The organism is Rhodoferax sp. P1_F3, from assembly GCF_056405715.1.
Genome location: NZ_JBFUBO010000007.1, coordinates 25001 through 49325 on the forward strand (window position 1 = coordinate 25001; position 24325 = coordinate 49325).

Annotated in this window: 21 protein-coding genes; 12 read left to right on the forward strand and 9 right to left on the reverse strand. The window is 64.3% G+C overall.

From position 1 onward, the window contains the following. Positions 1-65: 65 nt before the first annotated feature. From xylB to xylF, 5 genes are all read right to left on the reverse strand, one after another. The gene (gene xylB, locus AC1DZ5_RS12730) at positions 66-1514 is read right to left on the reverse strand and encodes a xylulokinase (RefSeq protein ID WP_477889565.1); all 1449 of its coding nucleotides are present in this window, start codon (positions 1512-1514) and stop codon (positions 66-68) included. 5 nt (positions 1515-1519) lie between these two features. Next, positions 1520-2695: an ROK family transcriptional regulator gene (locus AC1DZ5_RS12735; protein WP_477889567.1), complete on the reverse strand. Its 1176-nt coding sequence runs from the start codon at positions 2693-2695 to the stop codon at positions 1520-1522. 25 nt (positions 2696-2720) lie between these two features. Continuing rightward, complete coding sequence (locus AC1DZ5_RS12740) at positions 2721-3500, reverse strand: ATP-binding cassette domain-containing protein (RefSeq protein ID WP_477889569.1); 780 nt, start codon at positions 3498-3500, stop codon at positions 2721-2723. After that, on the reverse strand, positions 3497-4633 hold the full coding sequence (locus tag AC1DZ5_RS12745) for a sugar ABC transporter permease (protein ID WP_477889961.1): 1137 nt from the start codon (positions 4631-4633) through the stop codon (positions 3497-3499). The genes AC1DZ5_RS12740 and AC1DZ5_RS12745 overlap by 4 nt, the downstream gene beginning before the upstream one ends. A gap of 141 nt (positions 4634-4774) precedes the next feature. Next, the gene (xylF, locus tag AC1DZ5_RS12750; RefSeq protein ID WP_310340011.1) at positions 4775-5794 is read right to left on the reverse strand and encodes a D-xylose ABC transporter substrate-binding protein; all 1020 of its coding nucleotides are present in this window, start codon (positions 5792-5794) and stop codon (positions 4775-4777) included. Positions 5795-6015: 221 nt separating this feature from the next. On the opposite strand from xylF, the gene AC1DZ5_RS12755 reads away from it, so the two are divergent. Then, the gene (locus AC1DZ5_RS12755; protein WP_477889572.1) at positions 6016-7644 is read left to right on the forward strand and encodes a CRTAC1 family protein; all 1629 of its coding nucleotides are present in this window, start codon (positions 6016-6018) and stop codon (positions 7642-7644) included. Continuing rightward, positions 7641-8999: a vanadium-dependent haloperoxidase gene (locus AC1DZ5_RS12760; protein ID WP_477889574.1), complete on the forward strand. Its 1359-nt coding sequence runs from the start codon at positions 7641-7643 to the stop codon at positions 8997-8999. The genes AC1DZ5_RS12755 and AC1DZ5_RS12760 overlap by 4 nt, the downstream gene beginning before the upstream one ends. Before the next feature lie 13 nt (positions 9000-9012). Here AC1DZ5_RS12760 and AC1DZ5_RS12765 read toward each other — a convergent pair whose 3' ends face one another. Continuing rightward, complete coding sequence (locus tag AC1DZ5_RS12765) at positions 9013-9597, reverse strand: hemerythrin domain-containing protein (protein WP_477889576.1); 585 nt, start codon at positions 9595-9597, stop codon at positions 9013-9015. A 151-nt stretch (positions 9598-9748) separates the two neighbouring features. On the opposite strand from AC1DZ5_RS12765, the gene AC1DZ5_RS12770 reads away from it, so the two are divergent. Continuing rightward, a complete protein-coding gene (locus AC1DZ5_RS12770) occupies positions 9749-13474 on the forward strand; it encodes a DUF748 domain-containing protein (protein WP_477889578.1) in 3726 nt (1241 codons plus the stop codon). A 22-nt stretch (positions 13475-13496) separates the two neighbouring features. On the opposite strand, the gene AC1DZ5_RS12775 is transcribed toward AC1DZ5_RS12770, so the two are convergent. Further along, entirely contained in the window at positions 13497-14510 is a 1014-nt protein-coding gene (locus tag AC1DZ5_RS12775) for a pirin family protein (protein ID WP_477889580.1), read from the reverse strand. Between the two features lie 130 nt (positions 14511-14640). Here AC1DZ5_RS12775 and AC1DZ5_RS12780 point away from each other — a divergent pair, with 130 nt between their 5' ends. Both AC1DZ5_RS12780 and AC1DZ5_RS12785 read left to right on the forward strand, forming a co-directional pair. Then, positions 14641-15813 (forward strand): exo-alpha-sialidase, encoded by a 1173-nt coding sequence (locus AC1DZ5_RS12780; RefSeq protein ID WP_477889582.1) that lies wholly within the window; start codon positions 14641-14643, stop codon positions 15811-15813. After that, the gene (locus AC1DZ5_RS12785) at positions 15810-16508 is read left to right on the forward strand and encodes a hypothetical protein (RefSeq protein ID WP_477889584.1); all 699 of its coding nucleotides are present in this window, start codon (positions 15810-15812) and stop codon (positions 16506-16508) included. Before AC1DZ5_RS12780 ends, AC1DZ5_RS12785 begins: the two co-directional genes overlap by 4 nt. A gap of 10 nt (positions 16509-16518) precedes the next feature. Here AC1DZ5_RS12785 and AC1DZ5_RS12790 read toward each other — a convergent pair whose 3' ends face one another. Continuing rightward, positions 16519-17343, reverse strand: a complete 825-nt coding sequence (locus tag AC1DZ5_RS12790) for a hypothetical protein (RefSeq protein ID WP_477889585.1) — start codon at positions 17341-17343, stop codon at positions 16519-16521. A gap of 582 nt (positions 17344-17925) precedes the next feature. Here AC1DZ5_RS12790 and AC1DZ5_RS12795 point away from each other — a divergent pair. Together AC1DZ5_RS12795 and ygiD are read left to right on the forward strand one after the other, a co-directional pair. After that, complete coding sequence (locus tag AC1DZ5_RS12795) at positions 17926-18264, forward strand: RNA recognition motif domain-containing protein (RefSeq protein WP_477889586.1); 339 nt, start codon at positions 17926-17928, stop codon at positions 18262-18264. Positions 18265-18397: 133 nt separating this feature from the next. Next, entirely contained in the window at positions 18398-19306 is a 909-nt protein-coding gene (ygiD, locus tag AC1DZ5_RS12800; RefSeq protein ID WP_477889588.1) for a 4,5-DOPA-extradiol-dioxygenase, read from the forward strand. 64 nt (positions 19307-19370) lie between these two features. On the opposite strand, the gene AC1DZ5_RS12805 is transcribed toward ygiD, so the two are convergent. After that, positions 19371-20288 (reverse strand): LysR family transcriptional regulator, encoded by a 918-nt coding sequence (locus tag AC1DZ5_RS12805; RefSeq protein WP_477889590.1) that lies wholly within the window; start codon positions 20286-20288, stop codon positions 19371-19373. A gap of 102 nt (positions 20289-20390) precedes the next feature. On the opposite strand from AC1DZ5_RS12805, the gene AC1DZ5_RS12810 reads away from it, so the two are divergent. Genes AC1DZ5_RS12810 through aroE form a run of 5 tightly spaced genes read left to right on the forward strand, consistent with a single transcriptional unit; the run spans position 20391 to position 24319 of the window. Next, on the forward strand, positions 20391-21323 hold the full coding sequence (locus tag AC1DZ5_RS12810; RefSeq protein ID WP_477889592.1) for a ketopantoate reductase family protein: 933 nt from the start codon (positions 20391-20393) through the stop codon (positions 21321-21323). Then, positions 21320-21712 (forward strand): VOC family protein, encoded by a 393-nt coding sequence (locus AC1DZ5_RS12815; RefSeq protein WP_477889594.1) that lies wholly within the window; start codon positions 21320-21322, stop codon positions 21710-21712. The genes AC1DZ5_RS12810 and AC1DZ5_RS12815 overlap by 4 nt, the downstream gene beginning before the upstream one ends. Positions 21713-21737: 25 nt before the next feature. Continuing rightward, positions 21738-22193 carry a MaoC family dehydratase gene (locus tag AC1DZ5_RS12820; protein WP_477889596.1) on the forward strand — a complete coding sequence of 152 codons (456 nt, stop codon included), beginning with the start codon at positions 21738-21740 and terminating at the stop codon, positions 22191-22193. Positions 22194-22247: 54 nt separating this feature from the next. Continuing rightward, positions 22248-23501, forward strand: coding sequence for a CaiB/BaiF CoA transferase family protein (locus AC1DZ5_RS12825; RefSeq protein WP_477889598.1), 1254 nt, complete (start codon positions 22248-22250; stop codon positions 23499-23501). After that, positions 23498-24319, forward strand: coding sequence for a shikimate dehydrogenase (gene aroE / locus AC1DZ5_RS12830; RefSeq protein WP_477889600.1), 822 nt, complete (start codon positions 23498-23500; stop codon positions 24317-24319). Before AC1DZ5_RS12825 ends, aroE begins: the two co-directional genes overlap by 4 nt. The last annotated feature ends 6 nt before the right edge of the window (positions 24320-24325 follow it).

Genomic DNA, 24325 nt, shown 5'->3' on the forward strand with positions numbered 1-24325 from the left:
TTGGGTTGCTTAGTTGTGTGGTCGAATTAAATAATGGGTTGAACGCCCCGAAGGGCGTGCTTATTTCAGGTGGGTCGGTACAGGCTGCGGAACTGCGCGTAGCGCGCGGCCAGCAGGTCTTGTTCGGCGGCATTGGGGCGGTAGCTGGCCTCCACCTCGGGGCTCAGGCACACCGTGGCTTGCGTGGCACCGGTGGCCAGCCAGCCCAGGCGCGCGGCACCCAGGGCTCCGCCCACGGCGGAGCTGCCGTGCGTTACCACCTCGGCATCCAGCGCGCTGGCGAGTTGCTGCGCCCAGAAGGCACTGCGTGCACCACCGCCCACCAGGGAGAGGCGTGTCACGCTGCTGCCAGCGGCGTTGAGTGCGGCCAGGCCGTCTTTTAGGCCAAAGGTCACGCCTTCGATCACGGCGTAGCCCAGGCGGGCGGCGTCGGTGTCAAAGCTCAGTTGGTGAAAGCTGCCACGCACATTGGCGTCGTTGTGCGGAGTGCGTTCACCGCCCAGGTAGGGCAAAAACAGGGGCGATGTGGCGCGGTCGGCCAGCGATAGGTCGGCCGCCTTGCCCGCTACCACGCCGGCGTTGGGGGCGCCCAGCAGGTCGGTCACCCACTGCAGGCTGCTGGCGGCCGAGAGCATCACGCTCATCTGGTGCCAGCGGCCAGGCACGGCGTGGCAAAACGCATGCGTGGCGCTGGCGGCATTGGGCTGGTAGCTAGGGGTCACCACAAACAACACGCCACTGGTGCCCAGCGACAGAAAGCCCTGACCCGCGTCCACCGCGCCCATGCCTACAGCGCTGGCCGCGTTGTCTCCGGCGCCACCGGCCACCACGATGCCCTTGGGCAGGCCCAAGGCCTGGGCCACGTCGGCTTTCAAATAACCACCGGGCGCGCTGCCTTCCACCAGGCGCGGCATGTGCGCTTGCGTCAGGCCGGTCAGCGCCAGCAGCGCGTCGGACCAAGTGCGCTTTTGCACGTCCAGCCACAGCGTGCCGCTAGCATCGGACATATCGCTCACGTACTCACCGGTCAGTTTCAGGCGCACATAGTCTTTGGGCAGAAGCACCTTGGCCACTTGCGCAAAGATGGCGGGCTCGTGTTTGGCCACCCAGCGCAGCTTGGGCGCGGTAAAGCCGGGCATGGCCAGGCTGCCTGCCAGGTCGGTCAGCGAGGGCAGCGCGGCCATCATCTCGGTGCATTCGGCCGCGCAGCGCGTGTCGTTCCACAAAATGGCGGGGCGCAGCACCTCGTCTTGCGCGTCCAGCAGCACGGCGCCGTGCATCTGGCCGGACAGGCCAATAGCTTGCACGGCGGCAAATTCTTGCGGGTGCGCGGCACGCAGTTGTGCCAGGGCCGACTGCGTGGCAGCCCACCAGTCGTGCGGGCTCTGCTCGCTGTGGCCGGGGTGCGGGCGCTGCACGGTGAGTGCGGTGCCCGCCGAGCCGAGCACGCGGTGGTCGGGGGCCAAAAGCAGCACCTTCACTTCGGAGGTGCCAATGTCAATGCCAATAAACATGCGGGTTATGCGGTGAGGGTTGAGGAAGAAGAAATCTCTGCGGCATCCGTGGGGCGGGTCGCAGCAACAGGGGTTTTGGCGTGCATGGGGCGCAGGTCGTGGTGCAGCACCAGGGCGGCGGCACCCACGGCCGATGCCAGCAGCCCATAGCGCGCGGCGCGCACCGTGGGGGCGACCATGCCGGCACTGGCGGCGTAGCCTTGCAAGGTGGTTTGCGCCACCTGCACGATGGCGGGGTAGCGGTCGCACGAGGGGCCGCCCACCACCAGCATGCTGGGGTTGAAGGTGGTCCAGAGGTTTTGCAGCACCACGCCCAGGTAGTGCCCGCCCTGGGCCGGGTCGGGCAGCTTGGCCAGGGCGCGGGCACCAAAAAAGGTTTCGGCGCAGCCCTTGCGGCCGCACGAGCACAGCGGCCCGTCGATCTGCAAAATGCTGTGGCCAATTTCGCCAGCCATGCCTTGCATGCCGGTGAATAGGCGGTCATTGAGCACAATGCCCGCCCCCACGCCGGCGCCGCAGGTCACAAAAATCAGCGAGTCTTTGGCGTCACCCTCGGAGAATTCGTATTCGCTCAGGGCGGCGGTGTCGGCTTCGTTCTGCACGTGCACAGCCACCGGGGGCACACCGGCTTGGGCCAGTGCGCGGGTGATGAGGGGCACAAAGTCCACATTGCGCCAGCCCAGGTTGGGCGCAAAACGCAGCATGCCGGTGGCCTCGTCAAAGGCACCGGGCAGGCCCACGCCCACGCCCGCCAGCTGCACACTGCGCTGCACCAGCTGTGCATGGGTGCGCGCCACCAGGCGGGCCGTTTGGCGGCACACCTCGTCGGGTTGGGTGCCCATCAGGGGCTCCTCCAGCGCACACAGCACCTGCCCGGTGAGCGACACGCCCACCACGCGCAGCGCTTCCACCGCCACTTCCACGCCGATCATGCCGCGGCTGCGGCCGTCGATCTGCAGCGGGGTGGAGGGGCGGCCCAGGCCCTGGGCCGCTGTCACGTCGTTTTCGGTGAGCCAGCCTTCGTCAATCAGCTCCCGCACCAGCAGGCTGACCGTGGACTTGGTCAGTCCGCTCTCGTTGGCCAGTTGGGCACGGGAGAGCCCGCCCTGGCTGCGCAGCAGCCGCAGCAGCACGCTGCGGTTGATGCGTTTGACAAGTTGTTGGTCGCCGGTGGTTTTCATGGTGTGGTGGCTGGCGCGCTGTGCCTCACAGGTGGTGGGTCTGCGCTTTGCCCTCGGGTTGTTTGCCGGCGATGATCATGCCAAGAACTTCGTCTTCCACCACGTCTGTCGTGCGGTAAGTACCTACCAATTTGCCGTTTTTCATCACGGCCAGGCGGTCGCTGAGTCCAAACACGTCGGGCATGTCATGGGTGATCAGAAAAATGCCCACGCCCTCGGCCTTGAGCTGGCGCACCAGGTTGCCCACCATCGCGGTTTCCTCCGGCCCCAAGGCTGCTGTGGGCTCGTCCATGATGAGGATCTTGGCGTTGAAGTAAATCGCCCGCGAAATCGCCACCACCTGGCGCTGACCGCCCGAGAGGCGGCGCACCGGTGTGCGCACGTTCTTGAAGTTCTTGTTCAGGCGGTGGAACACCTTGCGGGCGTCGGCGTCCATGCGGTGGTCGTCCAGCGTGTTCCAGCGGGTCAGCAGCTCGCGGCCCAAAAACAGATTGGCCACGGCGTCCAGGTTGTCCGCCAGCGCCAGGGTTTGGTAGATGGATTCGATGCCACAGCGTTGCGCATCTACGGGTGTGCGGATGTGGGCTTTTTCGCCGCTGATCAGCACCTCGCCGCTGTCGATGGGGTAGGCGCCGGCCAGCATTTTCATCAACGTGGACTTGCCTGCGCCGTTGTGGCCCAGCAGGGCCACCACTTCACCGGGGTAGAGCTTGATGCTCACGTCGTCCACCGCATGCACGCCACCAAAGGACTTGCCAATGTTGCGCATGTCGACCAGCGCCTGTTTTGCGTTCACGGCGCTCATACGGTGTCTCCTGTCAGGCGGCGGTAAATCACGTCAAACACCACCGCGGCTATCAGCACCTGGCCGATGATCACGTAGCGCACACCAATGGACACATCGAGCAGCAACATGCCGCTGTCAATGCTTTGCATGATGAGGGCACCCAATACAGAGCCCAGAATCGAGCCACTGCCACCGGCCAGCGCGGTGCCGCCGATCACGGCAGCCGCAATCACGTACAGCTCCATGCTGGTGCCCAGCGAGTTGGTGCCGGCGTTCAGGCGGGCAATGGACACCATGGCGGCGATGGTGATGAGCACACCCATCAGCGCAAACAGCATCAGCGTGACGCGGCGCACAGGGATGCCGACCAGCGCGGCGGCCTCGGGGTTGCCGCCCATGGCGAACACATAGCGGCCAAAGCGCGTGCGGTGCACGATGAAGGACAACACCAGGGCCACAGCACCCCAAATCAGCACGGGAATCGGCACGCCCTGGGGCACGTCCTTGTTCATGATTTGGTAGCTGTTCATGGAGGCCACAAAGGCCAGCACGATGACCACGGGCACCAGCACGATGGCGGCATCCAGCCACAGCGGGTTGTTGGGTACGTCGTACGACGCTTTGGCGCGGCGCTTGGCCCACATTTGCACCATCAGGGCCAGCACGATCACGCCAGCCAGCATCCAGCTGGCGCTCACGCCGATGGCGCCGTCAAAGCCGCCACCCAGGCGCTGGAAGAAAGCGTCGTTCACAGGTTGGGTCTTGCCATCGGCCACCAAGAAGGCTGCGCCGCGAAACGACATCAGGCCGCCCAGCGTGACCACGAAAGAGGGCACGCCCAGCTTGGCCGTCAGCGCTCCCTGGTACAGCGACACGGCAATGGCCACGGCCAGGCCTACCAGCGAGGCCGATACCCAGTGCCAGCCTGCGGTGTACATCAGGGTGGCAATCAGCACTCCCACAAAGCCCATGACGGAACCCACCGAGAGGTCGATGTGGCGGGCCACGATGATGAGTACCACCACAGTGGCGACAATGCCAACCACGGCGGTTTGCTGGGCAATGTTGTAGAGGTTTTCGGGGGACATAAACAGTCCGCCGGACAGGATGTTGAACACGATGGCAATGGCTGCCAGTACCGTGCCCATCATCACCAGGCGCCAGTCGATGGCGGCCTGTTTGAGCGAATTCAAAACGGGATTCACATGCGTTCTCCGCAGGACATAAAAAAACCGCGGGCCGACCCCAGCCCGCGGTTCAAGGGCTTCAACTAACTCAGAGGGAAACGCGATTTATTTGCAAGCTGCGGGGCCTTTGGCAGCGTCCACACCCTTGCACAGGTCTTCTTTCTTGATCCAGCCGGCCTTGACCACGAGGTCCAGGTTGGCAGCGGTCACAGGCACCGGCTTGAGAAACTGGGCCTGCAGCGCCACTTTCTTCTCGCCACCACTCCAGGTTTGGGCGGCAGCCACTTTCTGGCCTTTGGCCAGCACGACTGCTGCAGCCGCTGCGTCACGGCCCAGGTCGCGTGCATCTTTCCACACCGACACGGTCTGGCTGCCCAGAGCCACGCGGTTCAGCGCGGCGTGGTCACCGTCCTGGCCGGATACGGGAATACCTTTGATACCCTTGGCGGTCAACGCAGCCACCACGCCACCGGCGGTACCGTCGTTGGAGGCCACCACGGCGTCAATCTTGCCGCCGGTCTTGGTGATGATTTGCTCCATGTTCTTTTGGGCGACTTCGGGCTTCCAGCCGTCGGTGTATTCCTCGCCCACGATCTTGATGTCGCCCTTCTTGACGGCGGCATCAATGATTTCTTGCTGGCCACCGCGCAGGAAGTTGGCGTTCGGGTCGGTGGGCGAGCCCTTGATCATCACGTAGTTGCCCTTGGGCTTGGCCGCCAAAATGGCGCGAGCCTGCATGCGGCCTACTTCCACGTTGTCGAAGGTGATGTAGAACACGCCAGGCGCTTCGATCAGGCGGTCATAGGCCACCACGGGGATCTTTTGTTGGTTGGCCTTGTTCACGGCGGGGAGGATCGCGTCCTTGTCCATGGCCAGGATGATCAGGGCTTTGGCGCCCTTGGCGATCAGGCTGTCGATGTCGGCCAGTTGCTTCTCGGGGGAACCACCAGCGTCGGCGCTGATGTAGCTGGCGCCGTCTTTGGCCAGTTGGGCCTTGATGGCGGCTTCGTCGGTTTTCCAGCGCTCTTCCTGGAAGTTGGACCAGCTCACGCCCACGACTTGGGCAAACGCGCCAGCGGCAGCCAGGCTCAGCGCCAGGGCGGTCAGTGTTGTCTTCAGTTTCATCAATGTCTCCGGTGATTTGGCCTGTGTCAGGCCTATGGTTTTGGAAAGGCTCTTCAGAGCCATCGTGCTGCCATAAATGCAGCACGGTGCATTTAGTAAGGACGACGAACTAATTGTTCGGGACTTCGACGGCGGTGCGAATAGGGATAAACCCGACATAGTTTAATCATCAAACTTAATAAGATCACCACGTTCTTTCATTTTTCACAAAGGATTCCCGCGTGCACCCTCTGGATTGGATTTCCCGGCCCGCGGTGCGCGGTGTCATGCTGGGGCTGTACCTGGTCCCATGGGCCTGGGCGGCCGATATGTCAGTCCCTGCCACGCCCCGTTTTGTCGAAGAGACGGACGCGGCCGGCCTGCAAAGCCGCTTTGAAGGCGAGGGCGAGTACATGGTGGGCGGCGGCGTCGCCACCTTCGATTGCGACGGCGATGGCCTGCCCGAGGTCTACGTCACCGCGGGCGTCAACAAGGCCAAGTTTCTGCGCAACCGCAGCGCCCGTGGTGGCGCGCTCAAGCTGCAGGAGGAGCGTTCGGGCCTGGAGCTGACCAACGCCATTGGCGCCTACCCGCTGGATATTGACGGCGACGGCCAGACCGACCTGGTGGTGCTGCGCGTGGGCGAGGTGCAGGTGTTCAAGGGCCTGGGCCAGTGCAAGTTCGAGAAAGCCAACGATGCCTGGTCCATCCACACCGGCAACGGCTGGCACACCGCGTTCTCTGCCACCTGGGAGCAGGGCCAGCGCTGGCCGACATTGGCCATTGGCACCTACACCGACCGCAGCAAGCCTGAGTTCCCTTGGGGTAGCTGCACACCGGGCTTGTTGTTGCGCCCCAAAGAGGGTGGCGGCTACCAGCCTGCCATGCCCCTGGTGCCGGGCCACTGTGCGCTATCCATGCTGTTCTCGGACTGGAACCGCTCAGGCACGGCCGCGCTGCGGGTGAGCAATGACCGCGAGTACTACAAAGGCGGCGAAGAGCAGCTCTGGCAGATGCCCGCAGGTGTCGCGCCCACGCTCTACACCGCCGCCCAGGGCTGGAAGCCGCTGCAGATCTGGGGCATGGGCATTGCCAGCCACGACCTCAACGGCGATGGCTACCCGGACGTGTTTCTGACCAGCATGTCCGACAACAAGTTGCAAACGCTGGAAGCTGGTGCCGGCCAGCCGCGCTTCACCGATATGGCGTTCAAGCGTGGCGTGACTGCGCACCGGCCTTATGTGGGCGGCGACGTGCACCCCAGCACCGCCTGGCACGCGCAGTTTGCCGACATGAACAACGACGGTTTGACGGACCTGTTTGTGGTCAAGGGCAATGTGTCCACCATGCCCGACTTTGCGACGCTGGACCCCAACAACCTGCTGCTGCAAAAAGCCGATGGCAACTTTGTGGAAGCGGGCAGCCAGGCGGGCCTGGCCAGCTTCAAGCGCGGGCGTGGCGGCATGGTCGTGGACCTGAATGGCGATGGCTTGTTAGACGTGCTGGTGGTGAACCGCTGGGACAAGGCGCAGCTGTGGCGCCAGATGAATAGCGGAGCCCCAGCCGAGGCCAGCCACTGGCTGCAGCTGCGCCTGCAGCAACCAGAGGGCAACCGTGACGCCGTGGGGGCCTGGGTTGAGGTGAAGTTGGGTGAGGGAGAAACTGCGCGCGTGGTCCGCCAAGAGCTCACCGTGGGCGGCGGCCACGCCAGCGGCCACATGGGCTGGATGCACTTTGGCCTGGGTAGCGCGGCTACCGCGCAGCTGCGCGTGCAGTGGCCGCACGGCGGCTGGAGTGACTGGATGCCCGCGAAGGCCGATGCCTTCTACACCCTCAGCCCCCAAGGCCTCGTGAACTGGAAAGCCCCATGAAACACCGATTGCTCTCCCTGGGCCTGGTCTGGGCCTGCGCCTGGATCAGCGCGCTCTTGCCTGTGCATGCCCAGCAGGCCGCGCCCGCGGCACGTCCGGCCAACGCCTTCAGCGCCGGTGTGGCCAACGAATGGTTCAGCTTGGCCTTGCTGCTCACGCAGCAAACCCCGGGTTTCAGTCCGCCTGTGGCCTCGCGCGCCTTTGCCTACCTGGGGCTCACGCTGTATGAGTCGGTAGTGCCCGGCATGCCACAGAACCAGAGCCTGGCGGGCCAGCTCAACGAGCTGCAGTCATTGCCCTGGGCGCAACCCGACGAGGTGCTGCACTGGCCCACCGTGGCCAATGCCTCGCTGGCCACGATGACACGCATGATGTTCCCCACGGCCAGCGCCGAGAATCGCGCCCGCATCGACCTGCTGGAACGCAGCCTGCCGCTCAAGTACAGCCAGGACTTTGACCCCAACACGGTCACGCCCGAGATCACCAACCGTTCGGAGACCTTCGGCAAGCTCATGGCCATGGCCATCATGACCTGGGCCCGCACCGACGGCGGGCACGAGGCCTGGGGCCCGCTGCGCCGCAGCCAGCAGAACTATGTGCCGCCCAGTGGTGAAGGGCAGTGGTCGGCAACGCCGCCTGCGTTTGCACCCGCGCTCTTGCCCTGGTGGGGCGATGTGCGGCCTTTTGTGCTCAAGACCAGCAGCGCTTGCGCCGCACCCATGCCCCCGCCGTATTCCGAGAGCCCCAGCTCGGCCTTCTACAAAGAGGCCAACGAGGTCTACCAGGTGAGCAACAAAGCCACGCAAGAGCAACGCCAGGTCGCCCTGTACTGGGCGGATGACCCGCTCAAGACCCCTACACCGGCAGGTCACTGGCTCTACATTGCCAACGATCTGCTCAAGCAGCAAAAGGCCAGCCTGGCCCAGGCCGCCCAAACCCTGGTGCGCCTGAACATGGCCATGGCCGATGCCTTCATTGCGGGCTGGAAGACCAAGTACACGGTGAGCCTGTTGCGACCGGTGACCTATGTGCAGCTGGTGATCGACAGTAACTGGGTGCCCACCTTGATGCATACGCCGCCGTTCCCCGAGTACCCCTCGGGCCACTCGGTGCAGTCCAGCGCAGCGGCGGGGATTTTGGACGATGCGTTTGGGGCCAACAAACCGTTTACCGACAACACCCACAACGACCGGGGCTGGGGACCGCGCACCTTTGCCAGCTTCCGTGTGGCGGCCGACGAGGCGGCCATTTCGCGGATGTACGCGGGCATCCACTTCCGCAGCGGCATTGAGGGGGGCAAGGTGCAGGGGCGCTGCGTGGCCCAGCAGGTGCTGGGGCTCAAATTGACGCGCTAGGTGCGCGCGGTGCTCAGCCCTCGCCCACGCCTATGGGCGCAGGGGCCCGCATCACGATGCGGGTGAACAGGCGGTCGTAGATCGGGTCGCGCGGTTGCTTGCCCGTGAGCGGGTCGCAGTTGGTGGCAAAGGCGGCGTCCAGCGCGGCCCAGTCTGCCTCGCCCAGCACCGCCTGTGCCACAGGCAGGATGGCAGTTTCTTCGAGCTTCATGTGGGTCAGGTAGGCCGCCACGTAGCGACGCACGGCAGTATCAAAGGCGGCGTGGCGGCTGTCGCCCACCAATTCCCAGGCCAGCAGCAGGTGCTGCAGCTCGCGCACCGCGGCTTCGCTGTGGGCGTGGTCCTGCTCCAGTTGCACGATCACCTCCATCGTTTGCGGGGCCAGCCGCGCCACGCGGGGAAACAGCAGGTCGGACTCCTTGGGGTGGTGCAGCTTTTCGGGGAACTCGTCAATATAGAACAGCATGGCGCGCAGCACATCGAAAAAGCACTCTGGTTCGTCACCCGGCCCGCGGTCCAGCATCAGCAGCAGGGATTGCAGCATGGCACGCAGGGCCGCGTGTTCGTCTTTGATGGTTTGCAGGCTGTTTTGGGGCATGGCGAGTCTCCGGTGTGGGCCATGCAAGCTTCCCACGGCTGGCGTTCAGCGCACTTGATGCAGGTCAATAGCTGTGGTTGTCGTGGCGGCCCGTTACCATCGTGGCTGGGCACGGTGGTGCCGTGTCCAAGCCTTTAGGAACCGTTGCGCCATGACCTCTTTTTCTCCCCGTACCCTTACCTGGTTGCGCCGATTGGCCTGGACCGCCGCAGGGCTGGTGCTGCTTTGGGCCCTGGCCTGGCTGGCGGTGCCGCCGCTGCTCAAAAGCCAGGCGCAAACCCGGCTGTCGGTCTTGCTGGGCCGCACGGTGACCGTGGGTGCGGTGGACTTTGCGCCCTGGTCGCTGGAGCTCACCGTGCGCGACCTGGCAGTCGCCAAGGCCGACGGCAGCGGCCCGCAGTTCAGCGTGGCGCGCATCTATGTGGATGCCGAGCTGCAGTCGGTGCTGCGCCTGGCACCCGTGGTGGACGCGGTGGCGGTGGAGGGCCCCAAGCTGCAACTGACCCACCTGGGCGATGGCCGCTATGACATTGACGACATCCTGCAGCGCCTGAGCGTGCCGTCGGACGCGCCGCCTGGCCCTTTGCCGCGCTTTGCGGTCTACAACGTCACCCTGAGCGGCGGCAGCGTGGACTATGCGGACCAGAGCCTGCAGGGCCAGCCGCGCCAGCACACGCTGCGCGACCTACAGCTCAGCGTTCCATTCCTCAGCAATTTCGATTCGCAGCGTGACGTGCTGGTCTCACCACGCCTGGCCTTTGTGCTCAACGGCAGCGCGTTTGACACGGCGGCCCAAGGCACGCCGTTTGCCCAGACCCGCAAGGGCGAGGCACAGCTCAAGATCAGCCAGCTGGACCTCAAGCCCTACCTGGCCTACCTGCCCGCCAGCTTGCCCGTCAAGCCGCAAGGCGCGGTGGTAGACGCCGAACTCAAGATCGGCTTTGTGCAGACGCCCCAAACGGCGGTAAGCCTGTCGGGCGTGGTGACGGTCAGTCAGTTGGCCGTGAATGACGCGGCCGGCGCGCCGCTGCTGGCAGCGGACACAGTGCGCACCGAGCTGGCCGACGTGCGCCCGCTGGAGCAAATCGTCAAGCTCTCGGCCCTGACCATCACCAACCCGCATCTGCAGGTGGTGCGCGCCCGTAACGGCCACCTGAATCTGGACCTGGCGTCTGCCACGCCTGCAGCAGTTGCTCCTAAAAAAGGAGCTTCTCGCGCAGATTCCACGGGGGCTACAGGCCAAAAAGATGCTCAACCACCTGCCACAGCTGCCCCAGCACCCTGGACCTTGCAACTGGAGCAGCTGGCCTTGACGGGCGGCACCGTGGACTGGCTGGACCAGCAAACCCAGCCTGCAGCCAAGCTGGCGCTTGCCGATGTGGCGTTCACCGCCCAGGGCCTGCAGTGGCCCATGGACAAGCCGGTGACCACCGAAGGCTCGGCCACGCTGCCTGGCAAGGGAACATCGGCCCGCCTGGGTTTCAAGCTGGACGGCACGCTGCAGCAGGGCAGTGCCCAGGCCACGGTGAACGACCTGCCCCTGGCGCTGGCCGCGCCCTATACGGCCCAGTTTCTGGAGCCAGGTGTGCGCGGCCTGCTGGACGCCCAGCTGGGCGCCAGCTGGCAGGGTGACCAAATCAAGGCTACTGCGCAGCGCCTGGTTGTGCGCGATGCGGGTCTGGTGGCCAGCAAGCCCGCGGCAGGCGATGGCACAGCCCGTGGCGCGAACGGCCCTTCGTCGTCCGACCTGCCGCAGTTCAAGTTGCTGGAAATCACCGACGTGCAGGCCGACCCCGCGGCGCGTACCGCCCGCGTGGGCAAAGTGCTGCTGGCCCGTGCCAGCACCGGCATACGGCGGGATGCGGATGGGCAGTGGATGTTCCAGAGTTGGCTCAAGTCGGTGGCCACACCCGCACCGGCCGCCCCCACGGACAAGGCCGCGGCGCCTGCCGTGCCCTGGAAGGTTGCACTGGGTGAACTCAGTGTGCAGGACGCCAGCGCCGTGTTCTCCGACCGCACCCATGCCCGCCCGGTGCGGCTGGAGCTGTCGGCCCTGAACTTGTTGGTAAAAGATGCGCAGCTGGATGGCAAAAAGCCGGTGTCGGTAACGCTGAGTGCACATGTGAAGTCCGGCCAGGCCGAGGCCGGCAGCCTGCGCTACCAGGGCACCGCCGCCTGGGACCCGGTGCAGGCGCAGGGCAGTGTGGAGCTGCTGGAGCTGCCGCTGCATGCGCTGGTGCCGTACTTTGCCGAGCAGATCAATCTGGACGTGCTGCGCGCAGACGCCAGCTTCAAGGGCCAGCTGCGCTTTGCCAGCACGCCCAAGGGGCCCGAGGTGGTGTTGAAGGGTGATGCCCAGCTCGAAGACTTCCGCGCCAACACCGTGCAGGGCCCCAGCGGCGGCATTGCCGAAGAGCTGCTGAGCTGGAAGGCGCTCAACGTGCCCGGTATCGACCTGGCCATGGTGCCCGGTGCAGCCACGCGCGTCAGCGTGCGTGAGGCGGCGCTGTCCGATTTTTATGCCCGCCTGATCGTCAGCTCCACAGGCCGCCTGAATCTGCAGGACCTGATGAAGACGCCTGCGCAGGCCGATGCGGCCGCCAGCACCGGCCCCGCGGCGCCGGCACCTGCCGCGTCTGCGGCGATTGCCGCATCGGCACCCAACGCGGCGCCAGACGCCATCGTCAACATGGGCCCCATCAGCGTGGTCAATGGCAAGGTGCTGTTCTCGGACCGCTTTATCCAGCCCAACTACACGGCCGACCTGAGCGACCTGACCGGCAAGCTCAGCCAGTTCTCCAGCCAGCCCAGCAATGGCGTGGTACAGCTGGCCGATCTGGAGCTGCGGGGTCGCGCCGAGGGCACCGCCTCGCTGGAAATCACCGGCAAGCTCAACCCGCTGGCCAAACCGCTGGCGCTGGACATTGCAGGCAAAGTCCGTGATTTGGAGTTGCCCCCGCTCTCGCCCTATGCCGTGAAGTACGCGGGCTATGGCATCGAGCGCGGCAAGCTCAGTGTGGACGTGCACTACGCCGTGCAACCCGATGGCCAGCTCACCGCCAGCAACAAGCTGGTTCTGAACCAACTGAGCTTTGGCGACAAGGTGGAGGGCGCGCCCAACAGCCTGCCCGTGAAACTGGCAGTGGCCTTGCTGGCTGACCGCAACGGGGTGATCGATCTGGACCTGCCCATCAGCGGTTCGCTGAACGACCCGCAGTTCCGCATCGGCCCTGTCATCTGGAAGGTCATCACCAACCTCGTGGTCAAGGCCATTACCTCGCCGTTCAGCCTGCTGGCCAATGCGTTGGGGGGTGGCGGCAGTGCCGAGCTCAGCACCGTGGCGTTTGCGCCGGGCAGCAGCGCCCTGAGCGATGCCGCGCGCACCGGGCTGGACAAGGTGGCCAAGGCGTTGGTGGAGCGCCCGGCGCTCAAGCTCACGGTGGTGGGCCAGGCCCAGCTGGAGGCCGAGCGAGAAGCCGTTAAGCGCGAGAAACTCAAGGGCCTATTGCTGGCAGAAAAGCGCCGCCGCGCCAGCGGCCAGGGCCAGGACGCGGCGGCCGTGAACAGCTACACCGTCGAAGAAATGCCGGTGCTGCTGCGCGCCGTGTACCGCCGCGCCGACATCACCAAGCCGCGCAATCTGGTGGGCCTGACCAAGGACATCGAGGTACCCGATATGGAGGCGCTGCTGCTGGCCAATATCACGGTCACCGACGACACCATCCGCGAGCTGGCGCTGCAGCGCAGTGTGGCGGTGAAAGACTACCTGGCCACCCAGAAGGTGCCTGCCGAGCGCCTGTTCCTGGGCGCTATCAAAACTGGTGGCCCGGTGGCCGATGCCAAGCCCCAGGCCGAACTGAACCTGACCATGCAGTGAACGTGAAGCAGGCCCTGCGCTTTTAGCGTTCTTCCACCTTGCCATCCGCATGCTTGGCAAAGCGGCCTTGGTCGCGCGGGTGCACGGGGTCGTTGGCGCCCCAGGGCCAGCCACCAAATTCGGTACGGCGGTAGTCGGCAAAGGCCTGGTGAATTTCGGCCTGGGTGTTCATCACAAACGGGCCGTACTGCGCCACGGGCTCGCCAATGGGGCGGCCCTGCAGCACCAGCAGTTCGCTCTCCACATCACCATTCACCAACGTGCAGTCGTCGGTGCCGCGCACTTCCAGCACGGACTTGACGGGCACCGACTCGCCTGCCACGGTGAGCGTGTTGCCCTGAAAGAAATACAGCTGGCGCCGCGTGGCTGTGTGGGTCGCGCCGGGCAGGGTCCAGCTGGCGCCGGGGCTCAGCTTGATGGTGTAGATGGCCAGGTCGCTGTCGGCCTCGCTGGCCCAGGAGTCGGGCGGGGGTGGCAGGCCCTGCTGGTCGCCCAGCGTGCCGGCAATGCACACCACCTCGGTCGCGCGGCCGTTCGCATCGATGGCCGTGGTGCGGGGAATGCTTTCGTGCCAGAACATGGTGAAGTGCGGCTCCACCATCTTGCTTTTGGCGGGCAGGTTCAGCCAAATCTGGAACAGCTCGGTGGGGTTGGGCTGGTTGGCATGCACCAGCGGAAACATTTCGCAGTGCACGATGCCCTTGCCCGCGGTCAGCCACTGCACATCGCCGCCACCAAAGCGCGCGGTGGCGCCTAGTGAGTCGGAATGATCGATGAGGCCGCGGCGCACGATGGTGACGGTCTCGAAGCCGCGGTGCGGGTGCGAGGGAAAGCCTGGCATCGTGTCGCCGTGGTACATGCTCCAGCCGTCCTTGCCCGCAAAGTCCTGGCCGATGTTGCGTCCGGCCAGCGAGGCCTGGGGCGCCATGCGGGCGTCGCCGGCGGGGTAGGCGTCGTTGTGGTGCACGCAGAACAAAAATGGGTCAATCGTTTGCCAGGGAAAACCCAGCGGTGCGACGGAGAGGATGGTGGACATGCAGAGAACCCCAGATGAAAGGCGTAGAGAATGGTTTGGGAGGACCAGGAAGACTGCCATTGTGTCTGGCCGCGCGGCTTTTTGCAGATGCCCTGCAGAATGCCCACATCCCTGCCACTAAGATCGGCGGATGTTGTTTTCATCGCGTTTCTTTCGCGGGCTGGGCGCCCTAGCCATCGCTGCGGCGGTGCTGGCCGCCGAGCTGGTGCAGCGTCCCCCCATACCGGCTGTAGCGCAGGCCGCGCTGCCCGCAGCGGCTGGCGTGGTCCCTGTGGCGGCCAGCCTCCGCCGCGTGGCGCAGGGGGTTATTCCCATGCCGGCGGGTACCGAGGCAGCCCATGCCAGCAGCCTGCTCGTGATGCCGCCTGACAGTCCGTCCGCACTCACGGTGTTCTGGTTTTCCGGCGAGCGCGAGAGTGGGCCGTTGGTGCAGATTGCCGCCTCGCAGTGGGGCCGCGCCACGCAGGCCTGGTCGCCCCCGCGCTTTGTGGTGAACCGCCACAGCATGGGCGACGACATTGGTTTTGGCCTGCGCCGCCTGGGTAACCCCGTGGCCTGGCGCGACAGCCAGGGCCGCATCCATTTGTTTGTGGTGGCCACCGGCTGGGGCGGCTGGGCCGCCAGCCGCGTGCTGCACCTGCGCCAGAGAGGCGCACAGCAAGGTTTGTCTGACCTGAGTTTTGAGCCCGTAGGTGTATTGCCGCTGTCCTGGTTGTGGAACACCAGCTACCTGGTGCGCAATGCGCCGCTGCCACTGGCCGATGGGGGCATGGTGCTGCCCGTGCATTTCGAACTCGGCATCAAGTACCCGGCGGCCCTGCGCTTTGATGCCGACGGTAATTTCAAGGGCCTGGTTCGGATGTCGTCACGGCCCTATGCGCTGCAACCTACGCTGCTGGCGCAAACGCCCACGCAGTGGTTGGCGCTGCTGCGTGACGAACGTGCGCAGGGCAAGGTGCTGGCCGCGCAAACGGAGGATGGCGGCAGGCATTGGAACGACCTGCCGGATCTGGCGCTGGATAACCCCGACGCTTCCGTGGGCGGCCTGGCGCTGGCACCGGGGCAACTGCTGTTGGCGCATAACTCTTCCCCCGGCACGCGCGCCCAGCTCGACCTGAGCCACAGCGCCGACGGCGTGCACTGGACCCTGCTGCAGACGCTGGAGAAGGGCGGGGGCGAAGCCGAGTTTTCCTACCCCGCGCTGGCCTGGGCAGATAGCAACCTGTGGGTCAGCTACACCGTGGACCGGCAGCGCCTGGCCTGGCAACGATTTGGCCCGACCCCGGAGGGAGGCAAGCCATGAGCCCGGACAGCCTGTGGAGCGGACTGCTGCACCTGGCCGCTGCCGTGGTGGCCACTGACACGCCCAGCCTGCCTGCCCTGGGGCTGACGCAGCTGTGGCTGCATGTGGGCTGGGGCATGGTTTTGGCCTGGCTGGGCTGTGTGCTGGTGGGATGGTGGCAACCGCACCGCGCAGCCTTCCTCACGGTGGCTGCAGTGCTGCTGGCCAGCATGTGGTTGCCCGATCCCTGGTCACCGGCCTACTGGCTAGGGCTGGCTTTCCAACACCCCAGCCTGGTGCTGGTACTGCTGTGCACGCGCCTGCTGCTGCGGCGCTTGCGCAAACCTGCCCCGCCGTGGGCCACGCGCCGCGCGCCACAACCCACCCGGGGGCTGGCACCGCTGGCGTTTGTCGGCGTGCTGCTGGGCTGGGCGCTGCTGCTGGACAGCTTTGCCTTGCTACCCTTGCCGTGGTCGCTATACGCCTGGGGCTTCAGCCCGCTGGCGGTGGCGCTGGTGGCCTGGGTGAGCCTGGGGCTGGTGCTGTCCAGCACCCAGGTCGGCAGCCGACCCGTGGCCTGGGCAGTGCCGCTGGCGGTGGTGGCCTTCGTGGCTCTGCGCTTACCTACCGGCAACGTGTGGGACGCCGTGCTGGACCCCTGGCTCTGGCTGGGCCTGCACGGATACCTGGTGTGGGTGGTGTTGCGACGGTACTGAATTTGCCTTTTTAGGGGCAGTCTTTGGTTCCTTCCAGGACCATCGTTTTTGAACTTTCGCAGAAAACATAGCTGCTGCCGGCGTTCCTGCTCTGGGACGGGGTTTTCAGCGCAGCTTCGTCCCATACCATGAGGCTACTCATCGGAGGCACCGAAGCAAACGCGTCTTGTGGCTTGCGGTAGGCAATCGCGGTATTCACGCCATCTTGCAGTTGTTTGGCCCAGCTTCCCACTTTCTCTATGAGTTTTCCTTTGCCTGCGTCTTTGGCGGCGGCGGTGGCGCTCCAGTCAGAAATCGTGGTGTTTGGATAGCCAAGATAGGCAAGATTGAGGTAAATCGTTGTGTCGTACAGCCGCCAGTTGCTCTGGGAGTTTCGAACGTTGACGACCAACGTCACGAGATCGCGGCCTCCAATATTGGCGGCATAGGGATCAATCGTGAGGCAGTTGTCCATCGTGCCACCTGCTTTCTTGGAAACGAACAGATGCGCTTTGGCAGGGCTGCAAACGTCGGCAGAGAAGTAGCCGTATTCCTCTGCGCCCGAGAGGCTTGCGACAACGCGCATTTCGGCAAAGAAGTTATTCCCCACAGGGCTGACAAATTGGGCTGTGCCAATTCGGATGTTCATGTTGTTGGTCTGGTCCTGGATGGCCAGAGTTTTCCAGGTCCTGCCACCTTGGTACATCGCGTATCCACCGATGGTTGCGTCGTCTTCCAAGGTATCCAGACGCTGAAAAGAGCGCGACACACCTTTGGGAAATAGATCCGCTGCTTGGGTGAACTGGGCGACAAGCCCGATAAAAATGCCGAAGAAGAAAGTGAGGTACCTGGTCATGTGGTGTTGTGACTGTGTAGAAGTTTGAAAAAATGAATTCAACATCGATGGCAAGGGGTTTCCATTGCCTGGGCTGACGTTCCGTTTTGGGTGATGGAACGTAGTGTTCCAGCGAATGCTGCGGACTACATGCTCAGAGGCGAGCGCATGCGTGAGCGCTAGGTAGTCTATGGGGCGCCGCGAGATTCCGGTATCCCCCAAACGGGTGATTTCATGGCCGCGTGCACAAGTAATCCGAGCTGCTCACCGGATCAAGGGTAAAATCGCGGGTGACGCTGCAATTTGCTTACCTTTGTAGCGTCTGCAGTCTGACATGGTCTGCGGCACGCCTTGCGCCGCCCCCGCACCTTTTTGGCCGATCATCTCGGCCCCTCCGGTTGTCAAACTCCCCCAGCGGCGAGCTTTACTCCGGTTTTATTTTTTCCTCCTTACCAAAATTCTTGACTTGAGCCTAAGCACCGGATGCACTTCCGGCGCAGAGATTTTGGTCCTCCAGCATGCGATGGTTTTTAACCAAGACCGTCATTCCCCCTGCGTTGCGCGGTTCATTGAAGCTGCGGGCGCCTTTTGAAAGATCCCACCATGGGCAAGAAACTTTACGTCGGCAATCTCTCCTACTCGGTAGATGACCAATCCCTGAACCAAAACTTCTCTGAATTTGGCACCGTTTCGTCGGCCAAGGTCATGATGGACCGTGACAGCGGCCGCTCCAAAGGCTTCGGCTTTGTGGAAATGTCCAGCGACGCAGAAGCCCAAGCGGCTATCGGTGGCATGAATGGCAAAAACGTGGACGGCCGTGACATGGTCGTCAATGAAGCGCGCCCCATGGAACCCCGCACCGGTGGTTTTGGTGGCGGCGGTGGCGGTGGCCGTCGCGAAGGTGGCGGTGGTGGTGGTTACGGTGGCGGCAACCGCTACTAAGCACTAACCTCCCGTTAGCTCTTGCTAGAAAAGCCGACCATGGGGTCGGCTTTTTTGCGTCTGGGCAAGGCCATGGGATGCGCCAGATTTGCGAATGCGGGAACTTCAGCCCGTCGCCGTGCTCCATTCACCCATGCAACGCAGAAGCACCCTGGCCGCTCTGGCCGCACTCCCCAGCCTCATCACCACCTCGCTGGCCAGCGCAGCCAGCCAGCCCCTGCTGCAGGCGCTCAAGCCTTCGCCGCGCATGCCGGTGCTGTTTGTGGGGCATGGCAGCCCGATGAACGCGATCGAGGACAACGCCTGGCGGCGCAGCTGGCAGGCCATGGGCACCGAGTTGCTGGCGCGTGGGGTGCGGCCGCAGCTCATTCTGTGCATCTCGGCCCATTGGCTCACGCCCGGCTGGCAGCTCACGGGCATGGCAAGCCCCAAGACGATCCACGACTTTGGCGGCTTCCCCCAAGCATTGATGGACCAGCAGTACCCCGCGCCCGGTGCGCCTGCGGTGGCACGCAGCCTGGCCAGCGCACTCAAGTCGCCCGCCACGGGGGCGGCACTGGGGGTGGACACCCAGCAATGGGGTTTTGACCACGGCACCTGGTCAGTGCTCAAGCCCATGTTTCCCAAAGCGGATATTCCCGTGCTGCAACTCAGCATGGATTACAGCCGCGCGCCGACCGAGCACTACGCGCTGGGCCGACAGTTGCAGGCGCTGCGTGAGCGCGGGGTATTGATCGTGGGCAGCGGCAACATCGTGCACAACCTGCGCGCCACGCGCGACGGCACCGCCGCCAACGAGGCCTACGACTGGGCCACCGAATTTGACGCCGTGGTGCAAAACCAGATCAAGAAGGGGCAGCTGGACGCACTGCCCAACTTCCAGTCGCTGGGCGCTGTGGCGCAGCAGGCTCACCCCTCCCATGACCACTACCTGCCGCTGCTCTACGCCGCGGGTGCTGCGCGCTCCAGCGAGATGCCGCGCTTTTTCAACACGGGTTTCCAGTCGGCGTCCATTTCCATGCGTTCGGTACTGTGGGGCTAAGTCTCCGTCTGCGATTGCTATGAAATAAGGAGCTGTTGGCGCAATGTTTACGGGGGCTAGAAGGCTATTTCTTTTGTAAAAACAGCGCAGAACAGACCCCACGCAGCCAGCGATTCGCAGGGTCATGGTGATAGCGGGCATGCCAGTGCTGCTTCACGGTAAAGCCGGGAATGGGCACCGGGCAGGCGTGCACCGCCAAGCCAGTGACCTTGGCCAGCGTCTCACCGATCTGGCGCGGCAGCGTGGCGATCAGGTCGGTCGTGGAGAGGATGGCGGGCAGGCCTAAAAAGCCGGGAATTTCCAGAATCACCTTGCGCTCGATCTGTTGGCGCTTGAGTGCCGCGGCCAGCAAGCCACTGCCCGTGCCTGAGGCGATAGCGGCATGGGCCTCGGCCTGGTATTGCTTGAGGGTGAGGGTTTTGCCAATGCGCGGGTGGCGCGCGTTGGCCAGGCACACCCATTGCTGTTCAAACAGTGTTTGTTGGTAAAAACCAGTTTCCAGATCCGGGATCAGGCCAACGGCCAAGTCGGCTTCGCCCGCTGTGAGCAGGCGGGCCGTGTCCGCATCGATGCGTGCAGCTTCCAGCGCCACCTGCGGTGCTGCGGCGCGAACATGGGCTAGCAGTTGTGGCAGCAGGGTGATGTGGCTGGCGTCGGTCATGCAGATACGGAACTTGCGCTGTGCCGTGGCGGGGTTGAAGTCCGGCTGCCATTCCGATATTTGCCGCAGCGCGGCCAGCGCCTGGCGCGTGGGCTCGATCAGCGCCTGTGCACGTGGCGTAGCTTGCATGCCTGCCGGTGTGCGCACGAAGAGTGGGTCGTGCAAGGCCTCGCGCAGCTTGGCCAACCAGATGCTGACGGTGGGCTGGCTTTGCCCTAACAGCTCGGCGGCACGGGTCACACTGCCGGTGCTGTAGAGCAGGTCCAGCAGTCGCAATAGCTTGGTGTCCAACAGCTCGGTGGTCTCGTGCGCAGTGTCCATGGTCGACCCCTTTATAAAAATATGCAATGCAATCTATTTTATGTATTGCATAGACGATAGGGGCTGCGCTGCCTACATTCGCTCCCAAGCAAGGAGAGCGATTTGAGAATTGCAGTGTTGGGCGCCGGTTCGTTGGGCTGTGCCATAGGTGGCACCCTCGCGCGTGCCGGGGCGGATGTCACCCTGATCAACCGCCGCGTGGAGCAGGTGCAGGCCCTGCGGAGCCATGGCCTGATCTTGCGCGAAGGTGACACGGATACGCGGGTGAAGGTGCATGCCGCCACCGACTGCGCGGGTCTGGGCGCGATGGACCTTGTCATCGTGCTGGTCAAGTCGTTTGACACCCGCAGTGCCATGCAGGGCGCGTTGGATTTGGTGGGGCCGGACACCGTGGTGCTGTCTCTGCAAAACGGGCTGGGCCATGAGGACGTACTAGCCGAGCTGGTGGGTGCCGAGCGTGTGCTGGCCGGCAAAACCTATGTGGGTGGCGTGCTGGTGGCCCCTGGTGTGGTGGTGGCCGGCACCCAGGGCAAAGAGACACTGATTGGCGAGTTGCAAGCCAAGGGTTCTGCGCGGGCTGACCGCATTGCGGCAGTGTTCAACGCCGCGGGCCTGCGCACCCAAGTGTGCGAAGACATCATGGGCACCATCTGGGACAAGCTGCTCATCAACGTGGCCACCGGCGCTTTGAGCGGCATTACCCGTTTGCCCTATGGCGCGCTGTACCAGGTGCCAGAGGCGGAGGCCTGTGCCGTGGCCGCGGTGGAAGAGGCCATGGCGGTGGCGCGGGCCAGCGGCATCACCCTGAGCTACCAGCACGGCGTGGACGCCTGGCGCAAAGCGGCGACAGGGCTGCCCTCCGCATTCAAAGCCTCGATGCTGCAAAGCCTGGAGAAAGGCTCGCTCACCGAAATCGACTTTATCAATGGTGCCGTGGTCGAGCGCGGTGCTGCCCTGGGCGTGCCCACGCCGGTGAATGCCACGCTGGTGGCCTGCATCAAGGGTATTGAGCGTTCCCTGAAAGAAACCCAATGAACCCCACCACCATCCCCCGCGCCTATGTGGAGCACGTCGCCATTTGGGTCCAGGACATCCAGTGGCACATCCAGTTTTTTCACAAGGTTTGCGGCATGACGATGCGCGAAGTGCAGGGCACCGTCGACGACCCGGTGCAGTACTGGATGCTGGGGGGCATGCAGTTCATGGCCAAGCCCGACCACAGCGCGCCCGAGGGGCGACTGGGCCACATCGGCGTGATGTGTGAAGACCTGGAGTACGCGCTGCAAGCCGCCCAAGCCTTTGGCGTGACCGAGATGCCGCAGGGCCGCAACTGGCTGCGTCTGCCCGATGGCCTTGCGGTGGAGTTCATCCAGGCCAGCGTCGGCACCGTGGCGCAGGCGTTGGCCATCAACCCGCGTGCCTGAGCGATTGCATTCACAAGGAATCCCTATGAGCCACGAAAAATACTGGGACGACGCCCGCGACGGCGACGTCTGCATCAGCCCCAACTACATCGTCACCAAAGAACGCATCCTGGCCTACGCCGACCTGACGGGCGATCACACCCCGGTGCACGTGGACGAGGCCTACGCCAACGCCAGCCACTTTGGCTGCATCGTGGCGCATGGTCTGTTTGGCCTGTCGATTGCCGATGGGTTGAAGACGCAGAGCGACTACCGCTTTCTGCCCGGCATGTCGCTGGGTTGGACCTGGGATTTTGTGCTGCCCATTAAGGTGAATGACGTGTTGCACGTCCAGTTCACCGTTAGCGGGTTGCGCGCTTCCAAGAGCCGCCCGGGCTGGGGCATTGTGATTTTGCCCAGCGAGCTGATCAACCAGAACGGCGACGTGGTGCAGAAGGGCGAGCACCGTCTGATGATTCCGCGCCGCCCAGGTTCCTTTTAATTGCTATCTATTTAGTAGCTGCTCGCGCAACAAACACGAGGGCTAGAGGCCAATATGACTCAAAATTCTCAGCAGGAGCGTCCTTTGGAAGGCATCCGCGTCATCGACTACAGCCACTTTCTGGCGGGCCCCTATGTGGGGCGCTGCTTGGCCGCCATGGGGGCCGAGGTGATCAAGGTGGAGCGCCCGGGCACTGGCGACGCGGGCCGCCAACATGCCTGGTTTGTGGGCGACGACCACGCCTACAGCGGCTACTTTTTGCAGCAGAACATGGGCAAGAAAGGCCTGTGCGTGAACACCAAGGACGCACGCGGCCGTGCGCTGATGCAGAAGCTGGTGGACAGCGCCGATGTGTTCATCGAAAACTACCGCCCCGGCGCGCTGGACAAGCTGGGCCTGGGCTACGCCGCGCTGGCCGAGCGCAACCCGGGCCTGGTGTACTGCTCCATCTCCGCCTATGGCCATACCGGGCCCGATGCGCACCGCGCGGGTTTTGGTCTGATTGCCGAGGCCAAGAGCGGCATCATGCAAATGGTGGGCAATCCCGGCGAAGCGCCGCCGCTGCTGCGCATCTCGCTGGGCGACATGTACACCGGCATCCACGCGGTGGCCGCCATCAATGCCGCCCTCTTGGGCCGGGTGAAGAGTGGCAGGGGCCAGCACATCGACATGGCGCTGTATGACACGCTGGTCTCCATGCACGAATATGCCGTGCAGTGCTACACGCTGTCTGGTGGTGAAGAGGTGCCGGTACAGACCGGGCACGACATGCCCAACAGCACGCTCTACGGCGTGTTCCGCGCCCAGGATGGCGACCTGGTGATTGCCGCCCAGGTCGACGATGCATGGAAGCGCTTTGCCGCCTTGGTGGAAGCGCATGGCGGCCCCACCGGCTTTGGTGCGGATGCACGTTTTCACACGAACACGGGCCGCAATGCCCAGCGGCTGGAGATTCTGGCGGTGGTGAAACCGTGGGTGGCTGCGCGCTCAGTGCGCGAAGTGCTGGCTTTGCTTGATGGCATCGACGTGCCCAGCGCCAAGGTGCAGCGCATTGACGAGGTGCTGTCGGACCCGCAGATACAGGCACGCGGCATGGTGCTGGAGCAAGACCACCCGGTGATTGGAAAGATCCGCCTGCCCAATCTGCCGTTTCATTTTTCGGGCTGCGACACCAATATCACCCAGGTGGCACCTGACCTGGGCCAGCACAACGCCGAGATCGCCACCAGCCTGGGCTTTGCGGAAACCGACATTGCGGCCATGCAGGCCGATGGCGTGTTGTTCAGTCGCTCGGGAGGCACGCCATGACTGACAAATACGCCGTCATCGGCAACCCGATTGGTTTTAGTAAATCCCCCTTCATTCACAGCAGCTTCGCCGCAGCCACGGGCCAGGACATCGACTACACCAAGATCGAAGGCCCGTTGGGCCAGTTTACTGAGACGGTGGACGCCTTTCGTGCCAGCGGTGGGCTTGGGCTGAACATCACCGCACCCTTCAAGCTGGACGCGTATGCCTATGCCACGGAGCACTCCGAGCGGGCCAAGCTGGCGGGGGCCGCCAATGCCATGAAGTTCGAAGGCGAGCACGTGATCGCAGAGAACTTTGATGGAGTCGGGTTGGTGCGTGACTTGACGCATAACCTGCAAGTGGCCCTGAAAGGCAAGCGCGTGCTGATGCTGGGCGCAGGCGGTGCGGCGCGCGGGGCCTTGCTCCCATTTCTGGCTGAGGAACCTGCCTTGCTGGTGATCGCCAATCGCACGCGCTACAAGGCAGACGAGTTGGCGCAGATCGGGGCGGCCAAGGGTTGGGTGCAAGCCTGTCACTACCTGGATCTGGCAGGCCAGCGGTTTGACGTGGTGTTCAACGCTACCTCTGCGAGTCTGCGCGCCGAGTTGCCGCCGGTGCCGGCCGAGGTGTTTGCAGAGGCCTGCCTGGCATATGAGTTGGCGTATGGCAAAGGCCTCACCCCCTTCTTGCGGCTGGCCCAAAACGCGGGTGCTCCGCAGCTGGCCGACGGCGTGGGCATGCTGGCTGAGCAGGCGGCCGAAGCTTTTGCCTGGTGGCGTGGCGTGCGGCCCGACACCGCGGCCGTGATCCGGGCGCTCACGGTTCCACTGGCCTGAGGACTG

Excerpts from the sequence above, each read along its gene's own strand:
- xylB (WP_477889565.1), bottom strand. The coding sequence starts at position 1,514 with ATGTTTATTGGCATTGACATTGGCACCTCCGAAGTGAAGGTGCTGCTT.
- AC1DZ5_RS12735 (WP_477889567.1), bottom strand. The coding sequence starts at position 2,695 with ATGAAAACCACCGGCGACCAACAACTTGTCAAACGCATCAACCGCAGC.
- AC1DZ5_RS12740 (WP_477889569.1), bottom strand. The coding sequence starts at position 3,500 with ATGAGCGCCGTGAACGCAAAACAGGCGCTGGTCGACATGCGCAACATT.
- AC1DZ5_RS12745 (WP_477889961.1), bottom strand. The coding sequence starts at position 4,633 with ATGATGGGCACGGTACTGGCAGCCATTGCCATCGTGTTCAACATCCTG.
- xylF (WP_310340011.1), bottom strand. The coding sequence starts at position 5,794 with ATGAAACTGAAGACAACACTGACCGCCCTGGCGCTGAGCCTGGCTGCC.
- AC1DZ5_RS12760 (WP_477889574.1), top strand. The coding sequence starts at position 7,641 with ATGAAACACCGATTGCTCTCCCTGGGCCTGGTCTGGGCCTGCGCCTGG.
- AC1DZ5_RS12765 (WP_477889576.1), bottom strand. The coding sequence starts at position 9,597 with ATGCCCCAAAACAGCCTGCAAACCATCAAAGACGAACACGCGGCCCTG.
- AC1DZ5_RS12770 (WP_477889578.1), top strand. The coding sequence starts at position 9,749 with ATGACCTCTTTTTCTCCCCGTACCCTTACCTGGTTGCGCCGATTGGCC.
- AC1DZ5_RS12775 (WP_477889580.1), bottom strand. The coding sequence starts at position 14,510 with ATGTCCACCATCCTCTCCGTCGCACCGCTGGGTTTTCCCTGGCAAACG.
- AC1DZ5_RS12780 (WP_477889582.1), top strand. The coding sequence starts at position 14,641 with ATGTTGTTTTCATCGCGTTTCTTTCGCGGGCTGGGCGCCCTAGCCATC.
- AC1DZ5_RS12785 (WP_477889584.1), top strand. The coding sequence starts at position 15,810 with ATGAGCCCGGACAGCCTGTGGAGCGGACTGCTGCACCTGGCCGCTGCC.
- AC1DZ5_RS12790 (WP_477889585.1), bottom strand. The coding sequence starts at position 17,343 with ATGACCAGGTACCTCACTTTCTTCTTCGGCATTTTTATCGGGCTTGTC.
- AC1DZ5_RS12795 (WP_477889586.1), top strand. The coding sequence starts at position 17,926 with ATGGGCAAGAAACTTTACGTCGGCAATCTCTCCTACTCGGTAGATGAC.
- ygiD (WP_477889588.1), top strand. The coding sequence starts at position 18,398 with ATGCAACGCAGAAGCACCCTGGCCGCTCTGGCCGCACTCCCCAGCCTC.
- AC1DZ5_RS12805 (WP_477889590.1), bottom strand. The coding sequence starts at position 20,288 with ATGGACACTGCGCACGAGACCACCGAGCTGTTGGACACCAAGCTATTG.
- AC1DZ5_RS12815 (WP_477889594.1), top strand. The coding sequence starts at position 21,320 with ATGAACCCCACCACCATCCCCCGCGCCTATGTGGAGCACGTCGCCATT.
- AC1DZ5_RS12820 (WP_477889596.1), top strand. The coding sequence starts at position 21,738 with ATGAGCCACGAAAAATACTGGGACGACGCCCGCGACGGCGACGTCTGC.
- AC1DZ5_RS12825 (WP_477889598.1), top strand. The coding sequence starts at position 22,248 with ATGACTCAAAATTCTCAGCAGGAGCGTCCTTTGGAAGGCATCCGCGTC.
- aroE (WP_477889600.1), top strand. The coding sequence starts at position 23,498 with ATGACTGACAAATACGCCGTCATCGGCAACCCGATTGGTTTTAGTAAA.